15 protein-coding genes are annotated in these 18,281 nt (G+C 59.5%); 8 read left to right on the top strand and 7 right to left on the bottom strand.

Annotated features, from left to right (window positions below; translation table 11 throughout):
* Positions 1 to 117 precede the first annotated feature (117 nt).
* Together CORAM0001_RS09485 and CORAM0001_RS09480 are read right to left on the bottom strand one after the other, a co-directional pair.
* Positions 118 to 1,884: a hypothetical protein gene (locus CORAM0001_RS09485; RefSeq protein ID WP_040361849.1), complete on the bottom strand. Its 1,767-nt coding sequence runs from the start codon at positions 1,882 to 1,884 to the stop codon at positions 118 to 120.
* Positions 1,885 to 2,859: a hypothetical protein gene (locus CORAM0001_RS09480; RefSeq protein WP_005511621.1), complete on the bottom strand. Its 975-nt coding sequence runs from the start codon at positions 2,857 to 2,859 to the stop codon at positions 1,885 to 1,887.
* A 69-nt stretch (positions 2,860 to 2,928) separates the two neighbouring features.
* Between CORAM0001_RS09480 and CORAM0001_RS11115 the strand changes: the two genes are divergently transcribed.
* Positions 2,929 to 3,240 (top strand): helix-turn-helix domain-containing protein, encoded by a 312-nt coding sequence (locus CORAM0001_RS11115; protein WP_005511619.1) that lies wholly within the window; start codon positions 2,929 to 2,931, stop codon positions 3,238 to 3,240.
* Positions 3,241 to 3,509: 269 nt separating this feature from the next.
* Here CORAM0001_RS11115 and CORAM0001_RS09475 read toward each other — a convergent pair whose 3' ends face one another.
* Entirely contained in the window at positions 3,510 to 4,505 is a 996-nt protein-coding gene (locus tag CORAM0001_RS09475; RefSeq protein ID WP_005511616.1) for a tyrosine-type recombinase/integrase, read from the bottom strand.
* 613 nt (positions 4,506 to 5,118) lie between these two features.
* Between CORAM0001_RS09475 and CORAM0001_RS09470 the strand changes: the two genes are divergently transcribed.
* The 4 genes from CORAM0001_RS09470 (at position 5,119) to CORAM0001_RS09455 (ending at position 7,740) form a co-directional block, all read left to right on the top strand.
* A complete protein-coding gene (locus CORAM0001_RS09470; protein WP_005323141.1) occupies positions 5,119 to 5,787 on the top strand; it encodes a hypothetical protein in 669 nt (222 codons plus the stop codon).
* A 209-nt stretch (positions 5,788 to 5,996) separates the two neighbouring features.
* Positions 5,997 to 6,308, top strand: a complete 312-nt coding sequence (locus tag CORAM0001_RS09465; protein ID WP_005323142.1) for an ArsR/SmtB family transcription factor — start codon at positions 5,997 to 5,999, stop codon at positions 6,306 to 6,308.
* The gene (locus CORAM0001_RS09460) at positions 6,305 to 6,526 is read left to right on the top strand and encodes a hypothetical protein (protein ID WP_005323143.1); all 222 of its coding nucleotides are present in this window, start codon (positions 6,305 to 6,307) and stop codon (positions 6,524 to 6,526) included. The genes CORAM0001_RS09465 and CORAM0001_RS09460 overlap by 4 nt, the downstream gene beginning before the upstream one ends.
* A gap of 275 nt (positions 6,527 to 6,801) precedes the next feature.
* Complete coding sequence (locus CORAM0001_RS09455; protein ID WP_005511645.1) at positions 6,802 to 7,740, top strand: serine hydrolase; 939 nt, start codon at positions 6,802 to 6,804, stop codon at positions 7,738 to 7,740.
* 54 nt (positions 7,741 to 7,794) lie between these two features.
* Here CORAM0001_RS09455 and CORAM0001_RS09450 read toward each other — a convergent pair whose 3' ends face one another.
* From CORAM0001_RS09450 to CORAM0001_RS09435, 4 genes are read right to left on the bottom strand one after another with little or no spacing between them, the layout of a single operon-like run.
* Positions 7,795 to 8,145 carry a branched-chain amino acid transporter permease gene (locus CORAM0001_RS09450; protein WP_005511612.1) on the bottom strand — a complete coding sequence of 117 codons (351 nt, stop codon included), beginning with the start codon at positions 8,143 to 8,145 and terminating at the stop codon, positions 7,795 to 7,797.
* Positions 8,142 to 8,933 (bottom strand): AzlC family ABC transporter permease, encoded by a 792-nt coding sequence (locus tag CORAM0001_RS09445; protein ID WP_005511636.1) that lies wholly within the window; start codon positions 8,931 to 8,933, stop codon positions 8,142 to 8,144. Before CORAM0001_RS09445 ends, CORAM0001_RS09450 begins: the two co-directional genes overlap by 4 nt.
* Positions 8,934 to 9,575: a YqgE/AlgH family protein gene (locus tag CORAM0001_RS09440; RefSeq protein WP_005511653.1), complete on the bottom strand. Its 642-nt coding sequence runs from the start codon at positions 9,573 to 9,575 to the stop codon at positions 8,934 to 8,936. It lies immediately after the preceding gene.
* The gene (locus CORAM0001_RS09435; RefSeq protein ID WP_005511640.1) at positions 9,575 to 11,017 is read right to left on the bottom strand and encodes a CCA tRNA nucleotidyltransferase; all 1,443 of its coding nucleotides are present in this window, start codon (positions 11,015 to 11,017) and stop codon (positions 9,575 to 9,577) included. Before CORAM0001_RS09435 ends, CORAM0001_RS09440 begins: the two co-directional genes overlap by 1 nt.
* A 160-nt stretch (positions 11,018 to 11,177) precedes the next feature.
* On the opposite strand from CORAM0001_RS09435, the gene CORAM0001_RS09430 reads away from it, so the two are divergent.
* The 3 genes from CORAM0001_RS09430 (at position 11,178) to CORAM0001_RS09420 (ending at position 18,209) form a co-directional block, all read left to right on the top strand.
* Positions 11,178 to 12,035 carry an NUDIX hydrolase gene (locus CORAM0001_RS09430; protein ID WP_172620226.1) on the top strand — a complete coding sequence of 286 codons (858 nt, stop codon included), beginning with the start codon at positions 11,178 to 11,180 and terminating at the stop codon, positions 12,033 to 12,035.
* A 237-nt stretch (positions 12,036 to 12,272) separates the two neighbouring features.
* Positions 12,273 to 14,579: a hypothetical protein gene (locus tag CORAM0001_RS09425; RefSeq protein WP_005511617.1), complete on the top strand. Its 2,307-nt coding sequence runs from the start codon at positions 12,273 to 12,275 to the stop codon at positions 14,577 to 14,579.
* Positions 14,580 to 14,606: 27 nt separating this feature from the next.
* On the top strand, positions 14,607 to 18,209 hold the full coding sequence (locus CORAM0001_RS09420; RefSeq protein ID WP_005511644.1) for a murein biosynthesis integral membrane protein MurJ: 3,603 nt from the start codon (positions 14,607 to 14,609) through the stop codon (positions 18,207 to 18,209).
* The last annotated feature ends 72 nt before the right edge of the window (positions 18,210 to 18,281 follow it).

Here is an 18,281-nt window from a genome sequence, read left to right as displayed (position 1 = left end):
GCCGGACAGTGCTAACCAATAAGAAACACAACATGGTTCGTCCCCTCTAAAACGACTTCTAGCCCGGAACCCCATATCGGTTTTCCGAGCTAGATGGATAAAGCTATTTAGTTGGTCTTAAGCTGCCTCGCGCGCAGGCGGCGCGTTCGGGCTTGCCTTCTCGCGCGCCGGATCGCGCGGCGGGTGCGGATCTCGCGTGCCAGGTGGCGGAGTCTTTTCATCCCGATCCACCCGGCCAAGAAAACGCCGAATCATAGATACATTGGCCGCAACCACACCAAGAGCTGTATAGAAGAAGGCCGCAGCAAAACCGCGTACAGGTCTTCTCGTATGGTCACCAATAGCAGCACCGCCGCGATTGTTCTTCACATAGTCGTTGCGCGTTTCAATCACATTGCGCCAGGTACCGTAAATTTTCTGCCACTCAGGTGTCTTGTAGGCCGGGCCAGTCTGGCGGTAGCGAATACCCTCTGTGTGAGGGATGGTCAAAGAGGACTTATTGGTACAGCACTTTCCCATTTGGCTGCGCGGGGCTTCAAGACTAGGTGTTGGGATAATAGGCAGACCTTTAGCCCGAGCGTCCTGCCTCTCGGCCTTTTGCACCAAGGGACATACCAGTGTCTTTCCTTTACCGCGACCAGGACAAATAAACATTTGACTCTCGCCGGTATCATCAGCACCTTTACGACGCATGGCATAAGCGCGGCGCTCGTTAATACGGGCCTTGTAGGTGTCCTCATCAATAAGACCAGCCCTAAACTGCTCGGTGGCCTCAATCAGTGACTTCGGCATGGCCGGGCAATACCAGTGGCCTTCGACCAAGCTCATGGTTTCAAAGCTGCCACGTTGGCCTAACTGGTTGGATTTGTAGTCGCCAACCAGGGTGTATCCCTTTTTACGTAGTGGCTCGTGGAAGTCTTTGGTCTTGGCCACAGCGAAATACGCACGGTCACCAACCACCACGCCTTTAGGCGTAGACGGATCATCAGTTAAATGGCGCATGGCTTGCAGCCCACGAATCGCAGGGTTGTGGCTGGGCCGGTCAAAGGCCATGCCCATAATCAGGTGAGGCTGTGCATATGGGCCTTGTTCACGGATAACTCCAGCCACAAGGGTGGCCTCCCAGCCCCACACGTGCTTAGCGTTCCTTGTGCGCTTGTTTTCACCGTGTGTTTCCTGTCGCTCATCACGGGAATACCAACCTGCCTCCGGCTCAGAGGACATAAGATCATCTGGTCGGTTCGTCCATCGGTTATTTCCACGGCGAACCCCTGGAATCAGTGTTCCGTCTAGAGTGAGGTCTCCCTGCCAGTTGTTGCGGTATTCCTCCGGCATGTCTTTGGTGCTGGCCATGACCAGCTGGTTGAACACATAGGTGGCGCGCTGCCATTTTTCTTCGCGGCGCTCAGGATCTTGTTCGTCCATCAGCCGGTTGAACTCGGCACGGGTTAGCCGTACATGGTGTGGGATGTTGTCGAAAGGGGCAACCAGTTCTAGGAACCTGTGCAATGCACGCCACAGGCGGTGATACCACAGGCCGTGCTGAACAAAGTAATTATCGCCCACGCGACGTGCCTTATCGCGGCTGGGTAGCTCAAGAAGTTCCAGAGCTTTTTCGGTGGTGTCTTTACTAGCTAGCAGGGCAACCATGGTGGTCAAATGCATGGGTTGACCAGAGCGCGCCAGAATCAGATACAGCGCAAGGATGGCGCGGTCACTGACAGTCTTTGGTCGCCCACCTTTCTGCGGGTCGTATCCCTCCTCGCGCCGCCACGTATCAAGGCTTTCGCAGATGTCAGTACGGTCGATGATGTTTAGTGCCCAGGACACACTAGCTCCGTCCAGGCGCAGAAGCGGGGTGGGAGTAACCGATATGCGGGCCATTTAGCTCTCCTCCCCTGTAGGTGTAACCAGCCGCAGCGGCGGATAAGCCGGTTCGTCCCTGTTGCCTGTAGTCCACACCCAGTACTCGGCCTCAGTTAGTGCCCCGGCCTCGACGATCATCCGGTGGAAGGTGTCGTGGAATGGCTGTATGGTGCCAGTGGCATAGACCAGCTGGTTAAAGTCCACACGCGCGGCGGCATGATGAGCAATCCAGGTGTAGCGCAGCCTGTTGATGTTGGGTGCAAGCCCAGTACTCGACGGGTTTTGGCTGGTCTTGTGGATAAAGTCAGATATGAGGTGCGGGCCTGTGGCATCGTTGCGGCGGCGCGCTGAGTTTGGCTTCACCAGTGGTTCGTCCTTACGGTCTGCGCTCACACCGCGCAGGACTTGACGCATGACATCGCTATAAGGCGCGGTCAACGGAATGGTTCGCGACGTAAGGCCTCGGCCACCGCGGGCATGTACTGCTAGCACGGTGCCGAAGTCAGTGAAGTCACCATAGACGCAGTGATAAATCTCCTCTGTGGTCATACCAGCACCAAGGCCTAAGGCCACAAGGATGTAGGCCACACGCCGCGATTCGCGGCGGGGTCTAGAGCGCAGCCAATCCGTAATACGGATCAGCTCGTGGGAGGTGTAGGCGCGGCGCTTCGACTTCGCCGCAGGATGAATAACTTCGGGTAGATCTTCTACCCAATCCAGCGCGCCGTGGTGCTTAATGACGTGGCGCGCGCAGCGGTTAAGGAGGCGGCGGGTGGCATCGAGGCTAGTTGTGGATAAATCTGTGCGGTATTGCAGGTAGTTATGAATGGAGCCGCCGTCTTTAAGCAGCATGATACAGTTGTCCACGGTTAAATCCACGTACCAGCGGTCTCGCACGTAGCAAAAATATGCAGCGAGTTGGCGCTTGCGGTTTGTCGCTACCGCAGGCGTGGTGGCGGGCAGTAATCCGCGTGTCGTCAGTGTGTCGATCACAGCGTAGACCTCACTGTATTTAGACTTAAGTGGTTCGTCCTTTAGTTCTGTTGTCTGAAAAGGTGGCTCGTGGCTTCCGACATTCCCGCCGAGGCTCCGGTCAGGCGTTACGCCAACTGGCCTAATGCCCATATCGAGGCCCACGATCCGGTCATGCGGAAATTGCAGGACTTCGCCCGCAACGTCCAGAAACTCACCCTGGACGGGAGCTACCCCAGTGCCAAAGACTTGGCCGAGGCCTGCGGTATCCCCACCTCCACCATCACCCGAATCATCCGCGGCGAGATGATCCCGACGGGACGTGTCATTGCCAATATCGAGGTCACCACAGGCAAGCCCTTGTGGCCGCGCCATCGCAGCAACCGATACGGCAGTCAGTGACCCGAGGGTTGGAAACTGCATGTTTCCGACACTGGTAAGGCGGGTGTGAGTTACATGGGTGTCGTTCATGGCTCACGAGGTGAGCACACCTACACCACGAAATAGGTGGCGGTGCCTTCTTACCTCAGACCATGAGTAAACCCGCAGGTCACAGGGTGGTTCGTCCCTGGTGCGGTCTGTGCGCCATGAGACGAGTTTTGCGTATCCGCAATCCAACTTTGCGTATCCGCAATCGCTAGGGATAGCTCAGGAAGTCTCCGTGAGCCGAGCTACAGCACGTACAGGCCTCCACCTGGGGTGCCATGAGTCGATCCTCCGGCCAAAAGAATCCGGTAGGCATGGCGGCGGTTAGCTCCGGCCTCGACCACGTAGTCCTCAAACTGGTGCAAGGACTTCAGTCCTGCCGCAGCACACAGCACATCAGCGGGAACTCCGGCTGCAATGCGGTCGATAATCCACGTATTGCGCAGCCTGCGGGTATCCGGCACCATATCCGGCGATGTACTAGGTGTTACCCGGCGGAGATACGCCGAGAGCTGGCTGACGTTCTCGTTGTCGCGGCCTGGCCTGAACAGGTAGTCCTCCGGGCCGGTAGCCATAATGACCGGCTGAAGTACCTCGATATGAGACTTGAGCAGTGGCACCTCGCGCGGGCCAGCCCCGCGGTAGCCGTGCGGAAACAGCAGCACCCCGTCGCCGTCAACACGCACGTCTTTGCCGCGCAGCGTGCAGATTTCTCCTGCGCGCAAGCCCGCACCAAGCGTGAGTGCTAGCACCGTAGTGAAGTTGCGGCGGCGGGCAGCTGTGGGTTGCGACTCGACCCAATCCCACATCCTGTCACAGGCATAAGAGTCGTAGGGTTCAAGGGTTGGCTCGTAGCTAATCGGGTGCTGGTAGTCAGGGTTCCAGTCGTCGTTGATCACCTCCGCCACACGACACAGCAGCGAGCGCTGGGTTCCTGCGGTGGACGGGCTGAGCTTTGCACCATCTCCGGCAAGGAAGTAGTTTCCGATGATGTCGGGGTGGAAGACGGTCTCGACAGTCACCACGCCGTAGCTCACCCAGACCCAGGCGGCGAGCTTGGACACGCAGTTGAGCGTGTTGCGCAGTGCGTCGCGGCTGGTGTTATCCGGGGTGATGTTAAGTGCGCGCACGCACTCGCGGGTGAAGTCGGCAACGTGGCTCCACGGCTCAGAGCGCACGGCGTGTGGTGTGTAGTTGGCGATGATCGCCTCATAGTCGGCGGTGGTGTAGTTACTGGACATGGGCCTTTCCTTCGTCGGCACGATCGCAGTGGAATGGGGCGGTGTAGTGGATGCTACGTAGCTAGGCCACGCAGTGCACTCCGCTACACATAGTCTTGTTTGCCGATCTGCAATCTGGCAAGCAGGTGGCCTCACACCGCCAACTTCGCAGGAATTTCTTATATGGCCTGCATGTTTGCGGTTCCGCAAACATCTACCAGACGAACCACCACATCATGTTGTGGAGATCAAAAAAGGGACATGCCATATTTAGTACCCCCGCGCGAGCCTCGGACACGGCCTTAATCCTACCCACCAAGTCCTTCAAGGCCCCGCTTTGTGGCCCACAGCTATGTCCACCACAACATGTAGATCCGCTGCCCCCGGTTGTGGCTAACCGATACGTGCGCGACCTGCGCGGAGCCTCAACCACACCCCGCACCGACTAGCGTGACCACCGTCGAGCGCGATTGCGTATCCGCAATTTTGTCTTAACTCACGCGGCTTGTTGCCATACCTCGCACATCGGCAACCCACCGCGCGGACAGTTTGCGTATCCGCAAATTTCTACCTGTTACCGTGCCCGACACTTGACATTTCCACTGCTCACCCCCTCAAAGGAAAGGGACGAACCATGTCCACACTCGACATGAGCACACCACTGTACTGCCAGTACTTCACCGCCGAGCTTGAGGTAGACGACCTCGCCCAAGTCACCGAAACCCTGAAACAGGGAAAACAGGTGGCCGACACCATCTTGTCCATGTCCACCGCCGCGCTCTACAACCACGTCATTAGCTTCACAGGCCCGCAGGGGCTTATCACCGAGCGCGAAATCAACGTCCTCACCGCGTTTAACTCCATGTCGGTGGCCACTGCCCCGGTGCGCGTCACGTTTGTCACCCTGGCCGACACTTACGGAAACCGTGCGGGACTCACCCGCATCCAAGGCGGTGAGTCCGCCCGCGGCCTAATCCCGCTTACCCGGTCTGTAAACGAGGCCACGGTTGCAGACATGTCTGCCACCACACCAGGACTCACCATCAATCTGCCCAATAGTGTCCACGACGACCTGATCATTCGCTGCACGACTTTTGACCCGGACGGGTGCGTTCCCGAAGCAAAGGACGAGTTTCCCGGCGTGGACTACTGCCCTAGCCTATACCACCTTTTGCGGGACGAACCATCTCCAGGCATCGACATCACCCACGACATTATCCGCGCACTACTTCCCTACCGCGGGATCCACATGGAGGTAGAGCCGAGGATTCTCGATGGCGATGTAGACATCGAGCGGCTGTAGCTGCTGGCTACGCTGTAAGCCATGAAGGAACCCAGCTGTGGTGTGTGCTGCGGCTGGGTTTCTTCTTGGGGAGGGTGAAGAGGGGACGTGATGGGACACCGGCCACGTCTTAAGTCGGGCAGCGTCTCCGCCAGACCCGGCAGAACTTGCGCACCGCTGACTGTAAGCATATACTTACACCTGACATCGTTCGATTACGATACGGAGGGATGATGGACGCAGCACGGCTCGCTCAGATGCTCAGTGCTCTTGGAAGTGAGCCTCGGTTGCGAATTATCGCCTCCCTAGAGACGGATTCGACCCATGTCAGTGAGCTGGCCCGCCGACTTGGGATGTCTCGGCCACTGCTCTACCAGCACCTCAACCGCTTGGAAGCTGCTGGACTCATCGAGAGTGGCCTGGAACAGCTCGGAGAGAGCCGAGTGAGGAAGCACTACTGGGTCGCTCCGTTTCAGCTTGAAGTAACTCCAGACCACATTAGGCACCTGATTAATCAAGAACAGAAAAGGGAATCTTCGTGACACTTACCGCTACCGTATTTCTTGTCATCCTCGCCGCCGCATTACCACTCGCGATCTTCGTTGCTCTTACCGTCTGGGTGGTACGCACCGTCACCAGCGCACGACGCGAAACGGCGACGGCGATCGATGGTTCCAACCAACTCATCGTGGAGCATCTACGCAACATCACCGAGCGGTTGGATCGGATTGAGGCCCAACTCAGCGAGATCCCCGAGTAATCAGGCTCTTCCTTAAACAAGGGGCGCGGTGGTTTTGGCTCCGCGCTATGGGCTGTCACAGCGTATGCGCTAAGCACGTCGCGTAGACCTCCAGCAACATAAACTTGCTTGTGACTTTGGCGGCGGGGTGTGTCTCCGGTCGTGGCGTTATCCTGTCCCTCTCGCGGATAGGGGCTAGGACTGGGGACGAACCACGTGGTGTGCCCCCACCTCCGACACCGCCCCGGCCCACCTGCCGACGGAACCGGGAACGGAAACCGACGGAAACCATAGCTGTGGTTCGGGTCGTTGCAGGTGGGTGGGTAGTTTCGCAAAAGACTCATCGTCTTTCTACACGCCCGTCCCGCGCAATCCGCCTTGGTCTTACTGGTGTCATCGCTGTCACGAGTCTTCCGCTGGCGGCTGGTAACGCCGCTGCGGCTCCGCAACCGAAGCTAACTCCGCAGGGCACTATTGATGCCCCAGGCCGCACCCAAATCAGCTTCGCTCATACTCCGACCGGCACACACTACGGTACGGCTAATGAAAATGAGGCTCGTCCGGGGCTTTCGATTGTCAAGCTCTACATTGCGGACTACGTCTTCAAACATGGCACCGAAGCGGACAAGGCGAAGGCCACACAGATGATTCGCTACTCCGATGACAATATTGCCAGTGAGCTCTATGGCCGTTACCCGGACTCCATTAACGCCACCGCACGTGAGTACGGTCTCAGCAATACTCACGGTGCAAGCCATTGGGGCAATTCCACGACTTCCAGTGCTGACACCGTGAGGTTCCTGGAGGCCAAGAAACGCGAGAATCCCTCTGACCCGGTGCTGGTTGCCATGAACACCGCATCCCCAGTGGCCGCAGATGGTTACCGCCAGGACTACGGTACGGCCACGCTGCCAGGTGTCATTGGCACAAAGTGGGGTTGGTCCGATGACCGCCAGAGCATTCACGCCTCGGCATCCATTGGGCCTGACTTCAGCGTCGCTGCTAACACCTACGGCACCAAGGAAACTCACACCAGCGATGTTCAGAATGCCTTCGACGGCACGCTGGGCACTCCATCGCTGCCTGGTCTGCCCGACAGCCCGAGCCTGCCGAATATCCCGAATCTGCCCGAGAGCCCAAATCTTGGCGAACTACTGAACCTGCCGGAAACCCCGCAGCTGCCCCAGATTCCGGGACTGCCGAACTTCACAGGCCACGTACCGTCGCAGTTCTAAGCGCTAGTCGCTGGTCTGCTGGCACCGTCCCACCCAGCGCCCACACCGCGCACCTCACGCGACAAGGTTCACGAGGACCATATACAGCGCCGTGCCTACAAAAATCGAAATCACGGTGTTGCGCCACCACCAGTGCAGGCCAATGGTGACCGCCAGCGCTACGGGCACGGCCCAGGCAGCGCCGGGGTCGCCGCCCTCACCACTGAGTCCTAGCCGCCCGAAGACGGTGTAGGCAACCAACGCCACCATGACTCCAACCGGCATGGTCGTGCCGAGGAACTCAAACAGGGGAGACCCCTTAAGGGTGCGCACGAACGCAAACGGCAGCGCACGCAGCGCAAGAGTCACCGTACCCATCGCAAAGAGCGCGGCAATTACATAACCGGAATCGGGCAACGCGGTCATGCTCGCTCTCCCTTCGTTGCACGCCCCTTGCTTAGCGACGTCATGCGCATCACCCGGTCCACCCGCGGTGACCACACCCGCAATAGCAGCATGCCGAAGTACATCAGCAGCCCGATAACCAGCATCTGGTTCGGGTTAATTAACCAACCCACCAGCGTGCAGACGATAGCGGACAGGGGAAGTGACCAATCCTTGGAGGTCTCAAAAGCGTCCATGGCCAGCACCGTAAAGAGCGCCACCAGTGCGAATTCGGCGCCACGGATACCCTCGGGCAGTGCTGCGCCGGTTAGCGACCCGACAATACCGGAGCCCACCCACAGTAACTGGCAGAGAATCTGAATCGTCAGCAGTCGGCGGCCCGACATCTTTTCGTCGGGATTTGCCGCAGAGACGATGGAATACGACTCGTCGGTAAGCGCGTATGTGGAATATGCGCGACCGAGACGGGACCGAATCCTGTCGCGGGGGAACGTCAGCCCATAGAAGACGTGGCGGAAGTTGACCATAAACGAGGTCACGGCACAGCCAAGCAGACCCGTATGGGCCATAACCAGGCCAACAGCGAGGAACTCCATCGACCCGGCGTAGACCACGATGGAGAAAATTGGTGCCCACCACCAGCTAAAGCCAGTTTGTGCGATGAGCAGGCCGAATGCGAGCCCCAGCGGAATGAGCCCCATGCCCACGGGCAGTGTCTGCCGAATGCCGGCAGCTATGTCGCTGCGGTCGCTAGTTGCGACGCGGTTTCCTGCGGGGCTGATTCCTTCGGTACTGATGTGCTCACTCATCTAGTTGTCACGTACATCTACGGGGTAGGTGCCGTACAGTGGCAGCGGCCAGGGCTGACGGCGCATGCAATCACCCCAGATGTCCGCGGCAGCAGGCGCGAGTACATCAGAGGGCAGGGCAGGGGCGACGTACCAATCGCCGCGCTCGAGCTCGTCTTCCAGCTGCCCCGGATCCCAGCCTGCGTAACCGGCGAAGATGCGCGCGCCATCTATGCGGTCGCGTACATCCTCCGGCTCCGCACCGAGGTTGACCAGCGCAAACCTGTGGGCGATGCGTTCCATCAGCGGGGCACCGGTAATACTGTCAGTCTCCTCTGGGAGGGTGGCGCCATTTCGCACTACACCAATGCAGATTGGCTGTGTCTGGTTGACCGGACCCCCGACGTAAAGCACCGGCGGCTTAGCCATCAGCGGCGCCCAGGGCTCGAGCACATTGTGCACCGGCGTCTGCGAACGCTGCGTGAGATCGACACCAAGGGTGCCGTGTTCATCGTGCTCAATGAGGAAAATCACCGAGCGGGCAAACTCCGGCGAGAGAATGCCGGGTGCTGCGAGCAGCAGCATACCGGCGGCCGGGTCGTTGCGCTCGAGGCTGGTAAAAAGCCGGTCGCCGTAGAGATTTTCCGGATTAATCGATGCCATTAGCTCTCACTTTCGCTTTCAGCCTGCTCACCGGACTGCTCGTACCACCATTTCTTCAGCGCCAAGATTGCATCCTCACGCTCCAGCGGACCGGACTCCAATCGCAGCTCTTTCAGGTAATTCCAGGCCTGTCCGACTTCCTTGCCGGGCTTCAGGTCCAGAATTTCCATGATTTCGTTGCCATCCAGGTCGGGGCGGACGCGTGCGAGGTCCTCCTGCTCGGCGAGCTCCTTGATTCGCGCTTCCAGGCTGTCACAGGCTCGTGCGAGGCGTGCTGCTTTACGACGGTTTCTCGTCGTACAGTCGGCCCGCACGATTTTGTTGAGTCGTTCCAACAAATCTCCGGCGTCGTTGACATAACGTCGCACCGCCGAGTCCGTCCACTTGCCTTCGCCATAGCCGTGGAAGCGCATGTGCAGGTAGACCAACTGCGAGATTTCGTGGTTGGTCTTCTTCGGGAACTTCAGCTTCCGAAGGCGGCGGCGCACCAGCTTCGCACCGACCACCTCGTGCTGGTAAAAGGTGACGTTTCCCTGCTCGTTGTAGGCGCGAGTAGCGGGTTTGCCACAGTCGTGCAGCAGTGCCGCCCAGCGCAGCACGAGGTCCGGTTCACCGGGTTCTTCCTGGTCAATAGCTTGCCGCATGACCTGCAGAGAGTGTTGGTAGACATCCTTGTGCTGGCGGTGTTCGTCCTGCGTCATGCGCATGTCGGAGATCTCCGGCAGCACGCGGTCGGCCAACCCCGATTCCACCATCAGGTCGATACCTCGGCTTGGGTCAGCACCCAGGATGAGCTTGTTCAGCTCGGTGGAGATGCGCTCCACCGTGATGCGGTCAATTTCGCTGGACATCTCCTTCAACGCCTTGAGCACACGCGGTGCCACGTCGAACCCCAGCTGGGATGCGAAGCGGCAGGCACGCAGCATCCGCAGAGGGTCGTCGCCAAAGCTGATCTCCGGCGCCCCCGGGGTGTCCAACACACCCGCGACAAGATCCTCGAAGCCTCCGAGCGGGTCGAGGAAGGTGCGGGTGCCGTCGCCGTGGAGCTCCACGGCGATGGAGTTACAGCGGAAGTCACGGCGAATTAGATCGCCCTCCAGCGTGTCACCGAACGTGACCTCCGGATTGCGGCTGACCTGGTCATACGTATCCGCACGGAAGGTGGTGATCTCCATCTGACGGCCATGCCGTTCCGCGGAGAGTGTGCCGAATTCAATGCCGGTATCCCAGACAATGTCCGCCCAGTCATCGAGGATCGCGCGCGTCACCTCCGGGCGCGCGTCGGTGGTGAAATCGAGATCCACGCCCAGTCGCCCTAAGAGAGCATCGCGCACAGAACCGCCCACGAGGTACAGGCGATGGCCAGCTGCACTAAACGCAGCTGCCAGCGAATCGAGGATCTCCGACTCCTTGGCGATCGCCTGATCCGCCACTGCCAGCATTGCCGTCCTGCGCACCTGTGGGTCCGCGTCAGCAGCCGCCGGAGTAGCGCCACGAGGTGTAGTCCCCCCGGGCTGGTCACCATTTGTCGTTGAAGGAGTCGATTGTGTCACGACCGACACAATACCCGCTTATACCTATAAACCCGGTAGTCTAAGTGGAATGAACAACGTGGTACGCAATGACAACTCGGCGGCGAAGAGCCGTCGACGTCGTCGGCGACCGCGCAGAAGGGGTGGCGTTTCCTCGTCCACCAACACTAGCAACGCTACTACCAGCGGAAATTCTGCAAAACGTAGTGGCTCCGGTGCTAATGGCCCCCAAAAGGCCAAGCCAAACTCCGGTGGCGCCAAGAAATCTTCCAAATCACCGAAGTCGGCACGACCCTCGAAGCAGTCGAACAACCGCGGTGGCCGTAAGAACGGTCAGGATAGGAACAATCGCCGTCGTCACGCACAGACGAAGCGCACGAACAATCGCCGTGCGCACTCGTCGCGCGCGCAAAATGCAGCGCCGATGCAGACCTCGATTGAGACTTCGGCAGGCGGACTGGTCGTCTCGGGGCTTGCTGAGGCGGTCGGCGATGGCGGCAAGGTCAACCTGTCACGGATTTATGTCGCGTTGATTGGTCGGCACGATCGTCGCGGACGCCTGCTGTGGTCGATGCCTAAGGGCCATGTCGAGCCCGGCGAAGCCTTCGATTCCACAGCCGAACGTGAGGTGTGGGAAGAAACGGGCATTCGCGGCGAGGTCATCGAAGAGCTTGGTGTGATTGACTACTGGTTTGTCTCCGATGGCACGCGGATTCACAAGACCGTGCACCATCACCTTCTGCGCTACGTCGATGGCGATCTGAACGACGAAGACCCCGAGGTCACCCAGGTCATGTGGGTCCCTGTAGACACCCTGGTGGAACGGTTGGCCTACGCTGACGAACGCAAACTGGCCCGGCGCGCGCACAATCTGCTGCCCGATCTCGCCCGCGCGGAAAAGCGGGCAGGCCGGCAAACGCCGAGGTGATTGCGCATGTTCAGGTTGCAGTTGCCAAGGAATGTTGTTCGTATAGTCACGGCCGCCTCCGCAGCGCTCATACTGTGCTTGCCGACGACCGTTACGCCCCCAGCTTTTGCGCAAGATGAGCAGTTGTGGGGCAGTGGCACCAATCGTGTCGGTGAACAGGGTCCCCTTCGGCTTTCGATAACCAGTTTCACTCCGCATGTCGCGGCTCTACATTCGACACTGACAATCAAGGTGCAGGTGCACAACACCTCCAACGCGGATATCAGCAATGTTGCGCTGCGCCCACAGCGGGCCGGCGCACTGGCTTCCTCTGCAGATGCGCGGACGATTCTCGCTGAGCCTGAATCGGTGTTTGATGTGGCTGGGACCTTCAGTGCCCCCATCGAGCTGAAAGCGGGCGAGAAGCGTGAGGTTACGCTAAGTGTTCCTATCTCCGCACCGGCCCCAGAAGGACTCGACATCACGGAGGCCGGTACGTTTCCGCTGCTCATCAATGCTAACGGGCAACCGGCAGACGACATCGACCGCCTGCTGGCGGAAACACGCGCACTGCTACCGGTGACGGATCCGCAAGCGGAAGGTGATGAGCCGGAACCGCCTGCCGGTGATGAGACCGACAACGATGAGACCGACAATTCCGATGCGCCCACCCGCCGCGACCCAGTGCCGTTTTCGCTGATTTGGCCCATCAGCCAGCCAGTGCCACTGGTCGGCGGTGAGACCGGTGACGCACCCTCGTCACCAAATCTCATCCTCACCGACAATTCTCTGGCCGAATCTCTCGAACGCGGTGGCCGCCTCGACGGTTTGCTCACCTCGTTGGAAAAAGGTTTTGCCGGCCCGGATGGGCAGAGGTTGCGGGAATCGACCTGCATCGCCATCGACCCGGAGACCCTTGACGCAATCTCCCGGATGACCCGCGACTACTGGATTGGCACCAGCCGCCCAAGCCCTGTGGAGTCCTCTCCGCGACTGCGGGATTCCTGGGGAAACGCGGATGACACCAATCTCACGCATATGCCCGCCAGTGACCATGCCGCCGCCTGGCTCAATCGGCTGCACGATCTCACACAGGACACCTGCACACTGTCACTGCCGTGGGGCGGCACCGATGCCAGCGCCGTGGCTCGCGTGGGGGATCACGAGCTTTCGATGGAGGCACTCGCCGCTGGTCGGCAGACTATCGCCAAGCATTTGAACGTTCAGGCACTGCCGGGCCTCTATTTGCCGGCCGAGGGATACGTGACGTCGGAAAGCGCCCCGCTGTACTCGGCGGCGACGGCTCTGAACGGGACCACCCCGGAGCGCGCATTCGAAAACCGCGTAGATACCGGCGAGGCGATGCCACCGTCGACCACTCCACCCGAAGCCGCGCACGACACCACCGTGTTAGTCGCGGACAACACCGCCCTCACCGCCGATGGTCAGACACTGCGCCCTGGCCACAGTGGCGTGCTTGCCGACGGTAGCCGCGCCTTCGCCCTCCCTGGGGCACTGACAACCTCTCTGGCTGCAACAGGACGGTCTCCCCAGACTGTGGCGTATTCGAATCTGCTCGGACGCTACGATTTCCGAATCGACTCCGAGGCTGCACGGATGCAGACAGCGATTGGCACTCTGTTCCAATCACTGACTGATTCGGATGACCCTCGCGCGGCTGTGGTGGCAGCACCGCCGTCCGGTTGGGATCCACTCGCTGGCGACGCCGAAGATTTCATGGCCGCGGTCCGGAAAGCCGTGGACGATAACCTGGCTGAGCTGACTCCGCTGATGGACTCCATCACCGCTTCAGCTCACGACCTGGATGCGGGCTCGGTTACTCCAATTGACGAGCTTGCCGATCCCGCGCCAGTGAGTGAGACGCTAGTGGAGAAGGCTCAACTGGCCTCCCGCGAGATCACAGACCTGACCACAATCATGTCCAACGATCCCAACGTCGCGCTGACGCGGTATGAATTCACCCGCCCCCTGCGGCACGACTTGCTGCGCTCGTTTACGACTCTCGGCCGGCGAAATCAGCTGCAGTCAACTGACGTGCAGCGGCGGAGCGAAGAACTCAGCGACCAGGCACTGATTATGACTCGACGCCTGCGCAATTCAGTGACGTTGGTAGCTCCCGGCGGTGTCTACACCCGCGCAACGCAACTGTCGCCGATTGCGGTGCTGGCTCGCAATGGCCTGCCGCTGCCGGTTCCCGCGTTCGTGCGCGTCGGCGCTGGAGATTCGGTGATGGAGGAGAAGTATGAGGCCGCCATCCCCGCCAAGGGGTCGGTGACGGTTCAGTTCACTCCGAAGTCGGGTGATGATGCAGAATCCACTCCGGCAACCAATGCTCCCGAGGGAGACCGGCCACGGGATAGTGGAGAAAACTCCCACAACCTGTTGCTGTGGCTCGAATCACCTGGCGGCACGCCTATTTCTCGATCAGTGAGTATTTCCGTGCAATCGGGCGCTTCGGTTGGGGTTTTGGCTATCGTGACCCTCGTCATCGTCACTGTTGGTGGGTTTTTTGCCGCAAAACGGTCACAGTACTTTCGGAAATAGACCCCCTTTTAAGCAACAATAGGACATGTGACTGACTCAGACGCGCATAAATCTGGACTTCGAGGCCGCATTCGTCGCCCCGCGCCACCGGCTCCGGTTCCGGCGGCGCGGCCAACGGCGGAATCTCAGCCGGCCGAAGCAGCCCCGGACCTAACTCGCGTATCCGGCCATCAGGCAAATGCCGATCCCGCCGCTGACGCGAAGACAGAATCGGCATCACCATCGCCTGCAAAGGCAGCGACTGCGACAGCAACCGCTTCCAGCGATTCCTCCGCGGGCTCGACGGCGAACTCAAATCAGGGACAGTCGAACTCGGACATCGTCGCCTCTACGGGCTCGATGGCGGTCGCTACGCTGATTTCGCGCATTACGGGTTTTGTGCGAAACCTGCTCATCGGCGCGACGCTGGGTCCGGCTGTAGCTTCGGCCTTCAACGTCGCTAACACACTGCCGAACCTGATTACGGAAATCGTCCTCGGCGCGGTGCTGACTTCTCTGGTGGTGCCAGTGTTGGTGCGCGCGGAGAAGGAGGATCCAGATCACGGTGCCGCCTTCATTAGACGTCTCTTGACTGTCTCTATGACGCTGTTGGCAGTGGTGACGGTGCTGGCGGTGATAGGTGCGCCACTGTTGACCAGATTGAGCCTTAACGAGGCCGGTAAGGTCAACGTTCCGCTGGCAACGTCATTTGCGTTCTTATTATTGCCGCAAATCATCTTCTACGGAATATTTGCGCTGCTCATGGCGGTGCTAAACACAAAGGGAATCTTTAAACCCGGTGCGTGGGCACCTGTCGCCAACAACGTCGTGGCCATTGCCACACTTTTGCTATATCTGTTCCTGCCCGGCCAATTGAGTCCGGATTCGGACGGTTCACTCTCCGATCCGCACATCCTGCTTTTGGGTCTTGGCACCACCTTGGGTGTCGTCATTCAGGCAGCCATCATGATTCCCTACCTCAAGCGCGCGGGCATTGATTTGCGTCCGCTGTGGGGTATCGACGACCGCATCAAACAGTTCACCGGCATGGGTGTCGCGATTATCACCTACGTGGCAATTTCCCAGGCTGGTTACTTCATCACCACCAATATTGCCTCGACTGCCTCCAAGGCAGCGCCGACGATTTACCAGCAGGCTTGGCTGCTGTTGCAGGTGCCCTACGGCATCATCGGCGTCACGTTGCTGACCGCCATCATGCCGCGACTGTCCCGCAATGCAGCCGACGGCAATGATGGGGCAGTGGTCCGCGATCTGTCCATCGGTACGCGCCTGACCATGATTGCCCTGGTGCCAATCGTCGCATTCTTCACCGCATTCGGCCGCCCCATCGCCGTCGGTCTTTTCGCGTATCTGGAGTTCCCCCGCGAAACCGCAGAGATTCTCGGCTGGACGCTGTCCTTCTCGGCGTTCTCGCTTATTCCTTACGCCATTGTGCTTTTGCACTTGCGTGTTTTCTACGCTCGCGAAGAGGCCTGGACCCCGACTTTCATCATCCTCGGCATTACCACTGTCAAGGTGATTCTGTCATTCTTCGCTCCTCGTCTGGCTTCTGACGATGAGACCGTCGTCGTGTTGCTCGGTGCCGCCAACGGTTTCGGTTTCGTCGCCGGCGCAGTAATTGGCTTCTTGCTCTTGCGTCGCACTCTCGGACACTTGGACAGTAAGGCGACCGTCCACACCGTGCTGTGGGCACTGGGGGCCTCGCTTGTCGGTGTCGCCGTTGCTTGGGGCGCATTCGCATTGACCGACCTTGTGCTGTTCGATTTCTTCGGTTCCTTCGGCGTGCTGCTGCAGACCATCGTCACCGGCGTGGTCTTCCTCATCGGTACCGGCCTGGTCCTCGCTCAGGCTCCATTGGAAGAGGTCCGCGTTCTGGGTGGCTTCCTCGGCCGCATTCCGGGTCTACGTCGCTTTGCTCCGCAGCCTCATGCAGCCGACAATGCCGTCGCCGACCGTGAGGATATGAAGCGCGAACGTGGCTTCGCCGCTGATGCTTTCTCGATTGCCCCGTCGAACCTGATCGGCGAGGCCACGGGTCTGGCAAACGAGGGCTTCACCGCTTCGCCGCTGCTGCCGCCGATGCCGACGCAGGGTTCTCGCCCGACCCGCTATGTACCCGGCGAGATGGTCTCAGGTGGTCGTTTCCGTCTGCGTTCTGAAGTCGCGACCTACCCAGGTCTGCGCCTGTGGCGCGCCATGGATATGGGCGATCCCGACAGCTCAGATGTCGCACTTGTCTTCGTCGACACGATTGCACTGCCGTACTACGACACTTCGCCATCGGTTGCTGCCCAGAAGATTGCCACGACGACCAATGAGCTGCGTGACCTGGCCGGCACCGGGATGTCCCGCATTCATAGCGTGGCGAAGACACGTACCGAGGTGCTCATCGTCGCCGACTGGACCAGCAGTATCGGTATTGAGCGGTTCGATCAGGCCGCCCACCCGGATGCCCTGGCACTCGCAGTTGCATCACTTGCCGAGACAATCGCCGATGCTCACGAATCTGGACGCTGCCTTGGCCTGACAAACAAGCCTGGACAACTGCGCATCAGCAGCGATGGCCACATCTACGACGCTTTCCCCGTCGTTTTGCCCGATAGCTCGCAACGTTCGGACTACAACGCGTTGCTTTCTGTCATCGACGAGCTGTTCTACAACGTGCCAAATATCCCCTCCGATATTTCTGCTGCCATCGACCACGCGAAGCAGGTTCGCCCGGAGGACTTCAACCAACAAGAGTTGCCAGCTCGCATACTCGCGGAGGATTTGCGCGCTGCAGCGCTCGGCCCCGACTCTTCGGAGTTTCTCGCAATCGACCCCGACACCGGTGCGCGCGAATCCGTCGATGCCGACGGTGCAGCCCAATCAAACGCTCGCCACACCAAGAATCGCACCCGCGCATTCAGCACCGGCGCAGTCGTTGTCGGTGTAGTCATTGTCGGTGCACTTGTCGCCGCGGGCATCTTTGGTCTGGTTAACCGTTCCTCGGACGCACCGATTAACTCCGAGTCCGTACGACGCGGCCCGGCTCCGGTCACGACACTTTCGCTTGCCGACGCTAGCGAGTGGCAAGCCGACAGCGACAACCCGGCAGCCGGTCCAGACAATCCGGACATGGCTGAGCTGACCATCGATAATGACGAGGAAAGCTTCTGGGTAACTTCTACTTACCTCAGCCAGTTCGGCAATCGTCCAGAGGACTTCAAACCTGGTGTCGGTATTCGGGTCACTCTGGATGCACCGGCAACCATTCGAGAGCTTAAGGTCGCGGCGACCCCGGGCGCACACATTGAAGTTCGCGGCCTACGCGATGCTAATTCGACGAACTTGGACGACACAACGGTTCTCGGAAGCGCAACCGCCACCTCAGGTACGACGACCATCGAAATCGATAGCCGCGACACCGAGTGGAAGAACCTTGTAGTTTGGATCTCCGGCTTGCCGACGGCTGCGGAAGCAGTAGCCGACAACAACTCAGACACTGATGCTGATACGAATGCTGATGCTGAGTCGCTGAATTCCGATGCGGACAACCCACTTGTCGGCGACCGCAATCTGGCTGAGCAATCCCCGGATTCGTTACTGCCAGTTGCTATTGGCGACATCCAGGTGCGTGGTACGGAATAACGCTCTGAGCTTGGCTTAAGCGGCAACAGTTTTAGTTGTCCCAAGTTATCCACAGCTACTGGGACGTTTTGA

The sequence above is a fragment of the Corynebacterium amycolatum SK46 genome (genome assembly GCF_000173655.1).
GTDB lineage: Bacteria > Actinomycetota > Actinomycetes > Mycobacteriales > Mycobacteriaceae > Corynebacterium > Corynebacterium amycolatum_A.
The sequence above is the reverse complement of the archived record's forward strand: the minus strand, read 5'-3'. Positions and strand labels throughout refer to the sequence as shown.

Bases quoted from the DNA above. Each gene is read 5' to 3' on its own strand.
- CORAM0001_RS09485 (WP_040361849.1), bottom strand. From the start codon at position 1,884: ATGGCCCGCATATCGGTTACTCCCACCCCGCTTCTGCGCCTGGACGGA.
- CORAM0001_RS09475 (WP_005511616.1), bottom strand. From the start codon at position 4,505: ATGTCCAGTAACTACACCACCGCCGACTATGAGGCGATCATCGCCAAC.
- CORAM0001_RS09470 (WP_005323141.1), top strand. From the start codon at position 5,119: ATGTCCACACTCGACATGAGCACACCACTGTACTGCCAGTACTTCACC.
- CORAM0001_RS09465 (WP_005323142.1), top strand. From the start codon at position 5,997: ATGATGGACGCAGCACGGCTCGCTCAGATGCTCAGTGCTCTTGGAAGT.
- CORAM0001_RS09450 (WP_005511612.1), bottom strand. From the start codon at position 8,145: ATGACCGCGTTGCCCGATTCCGGTTATGTAATTGCCGCGCTCTTTGCG.
- CORAM0001_RS09445 (WP_005511636.1), bottom strand. From the start codon at position 8,933: ATGAGTGAGCACATCAGTACCGAAGGAATCAGCCCCGCAGGAAACCGC.
- CORAM0001_RS09440 (WP_005511653.1), bottom strand. From the start codon at position 9,575: ATGGCATCGATTAATCCGGAAAATCTCTACGGCGACCGGCTTTTTACC.
- CORAM0001_RS09435 (WP_005511640.1), bottom strand. From the start codon at position 11,017: ATGCTGGCAGTGGCGGATCAGGCGATCGCCAAGGAGTCGGAGATCCTC.
- CORAM0001_RS09430 (WP_172620226.1), top strand. From the start codon at position 11,178: ATGAACAACGTGGTACGCAATGACAACTCGGCGGCGAAGAGCCGTCGA.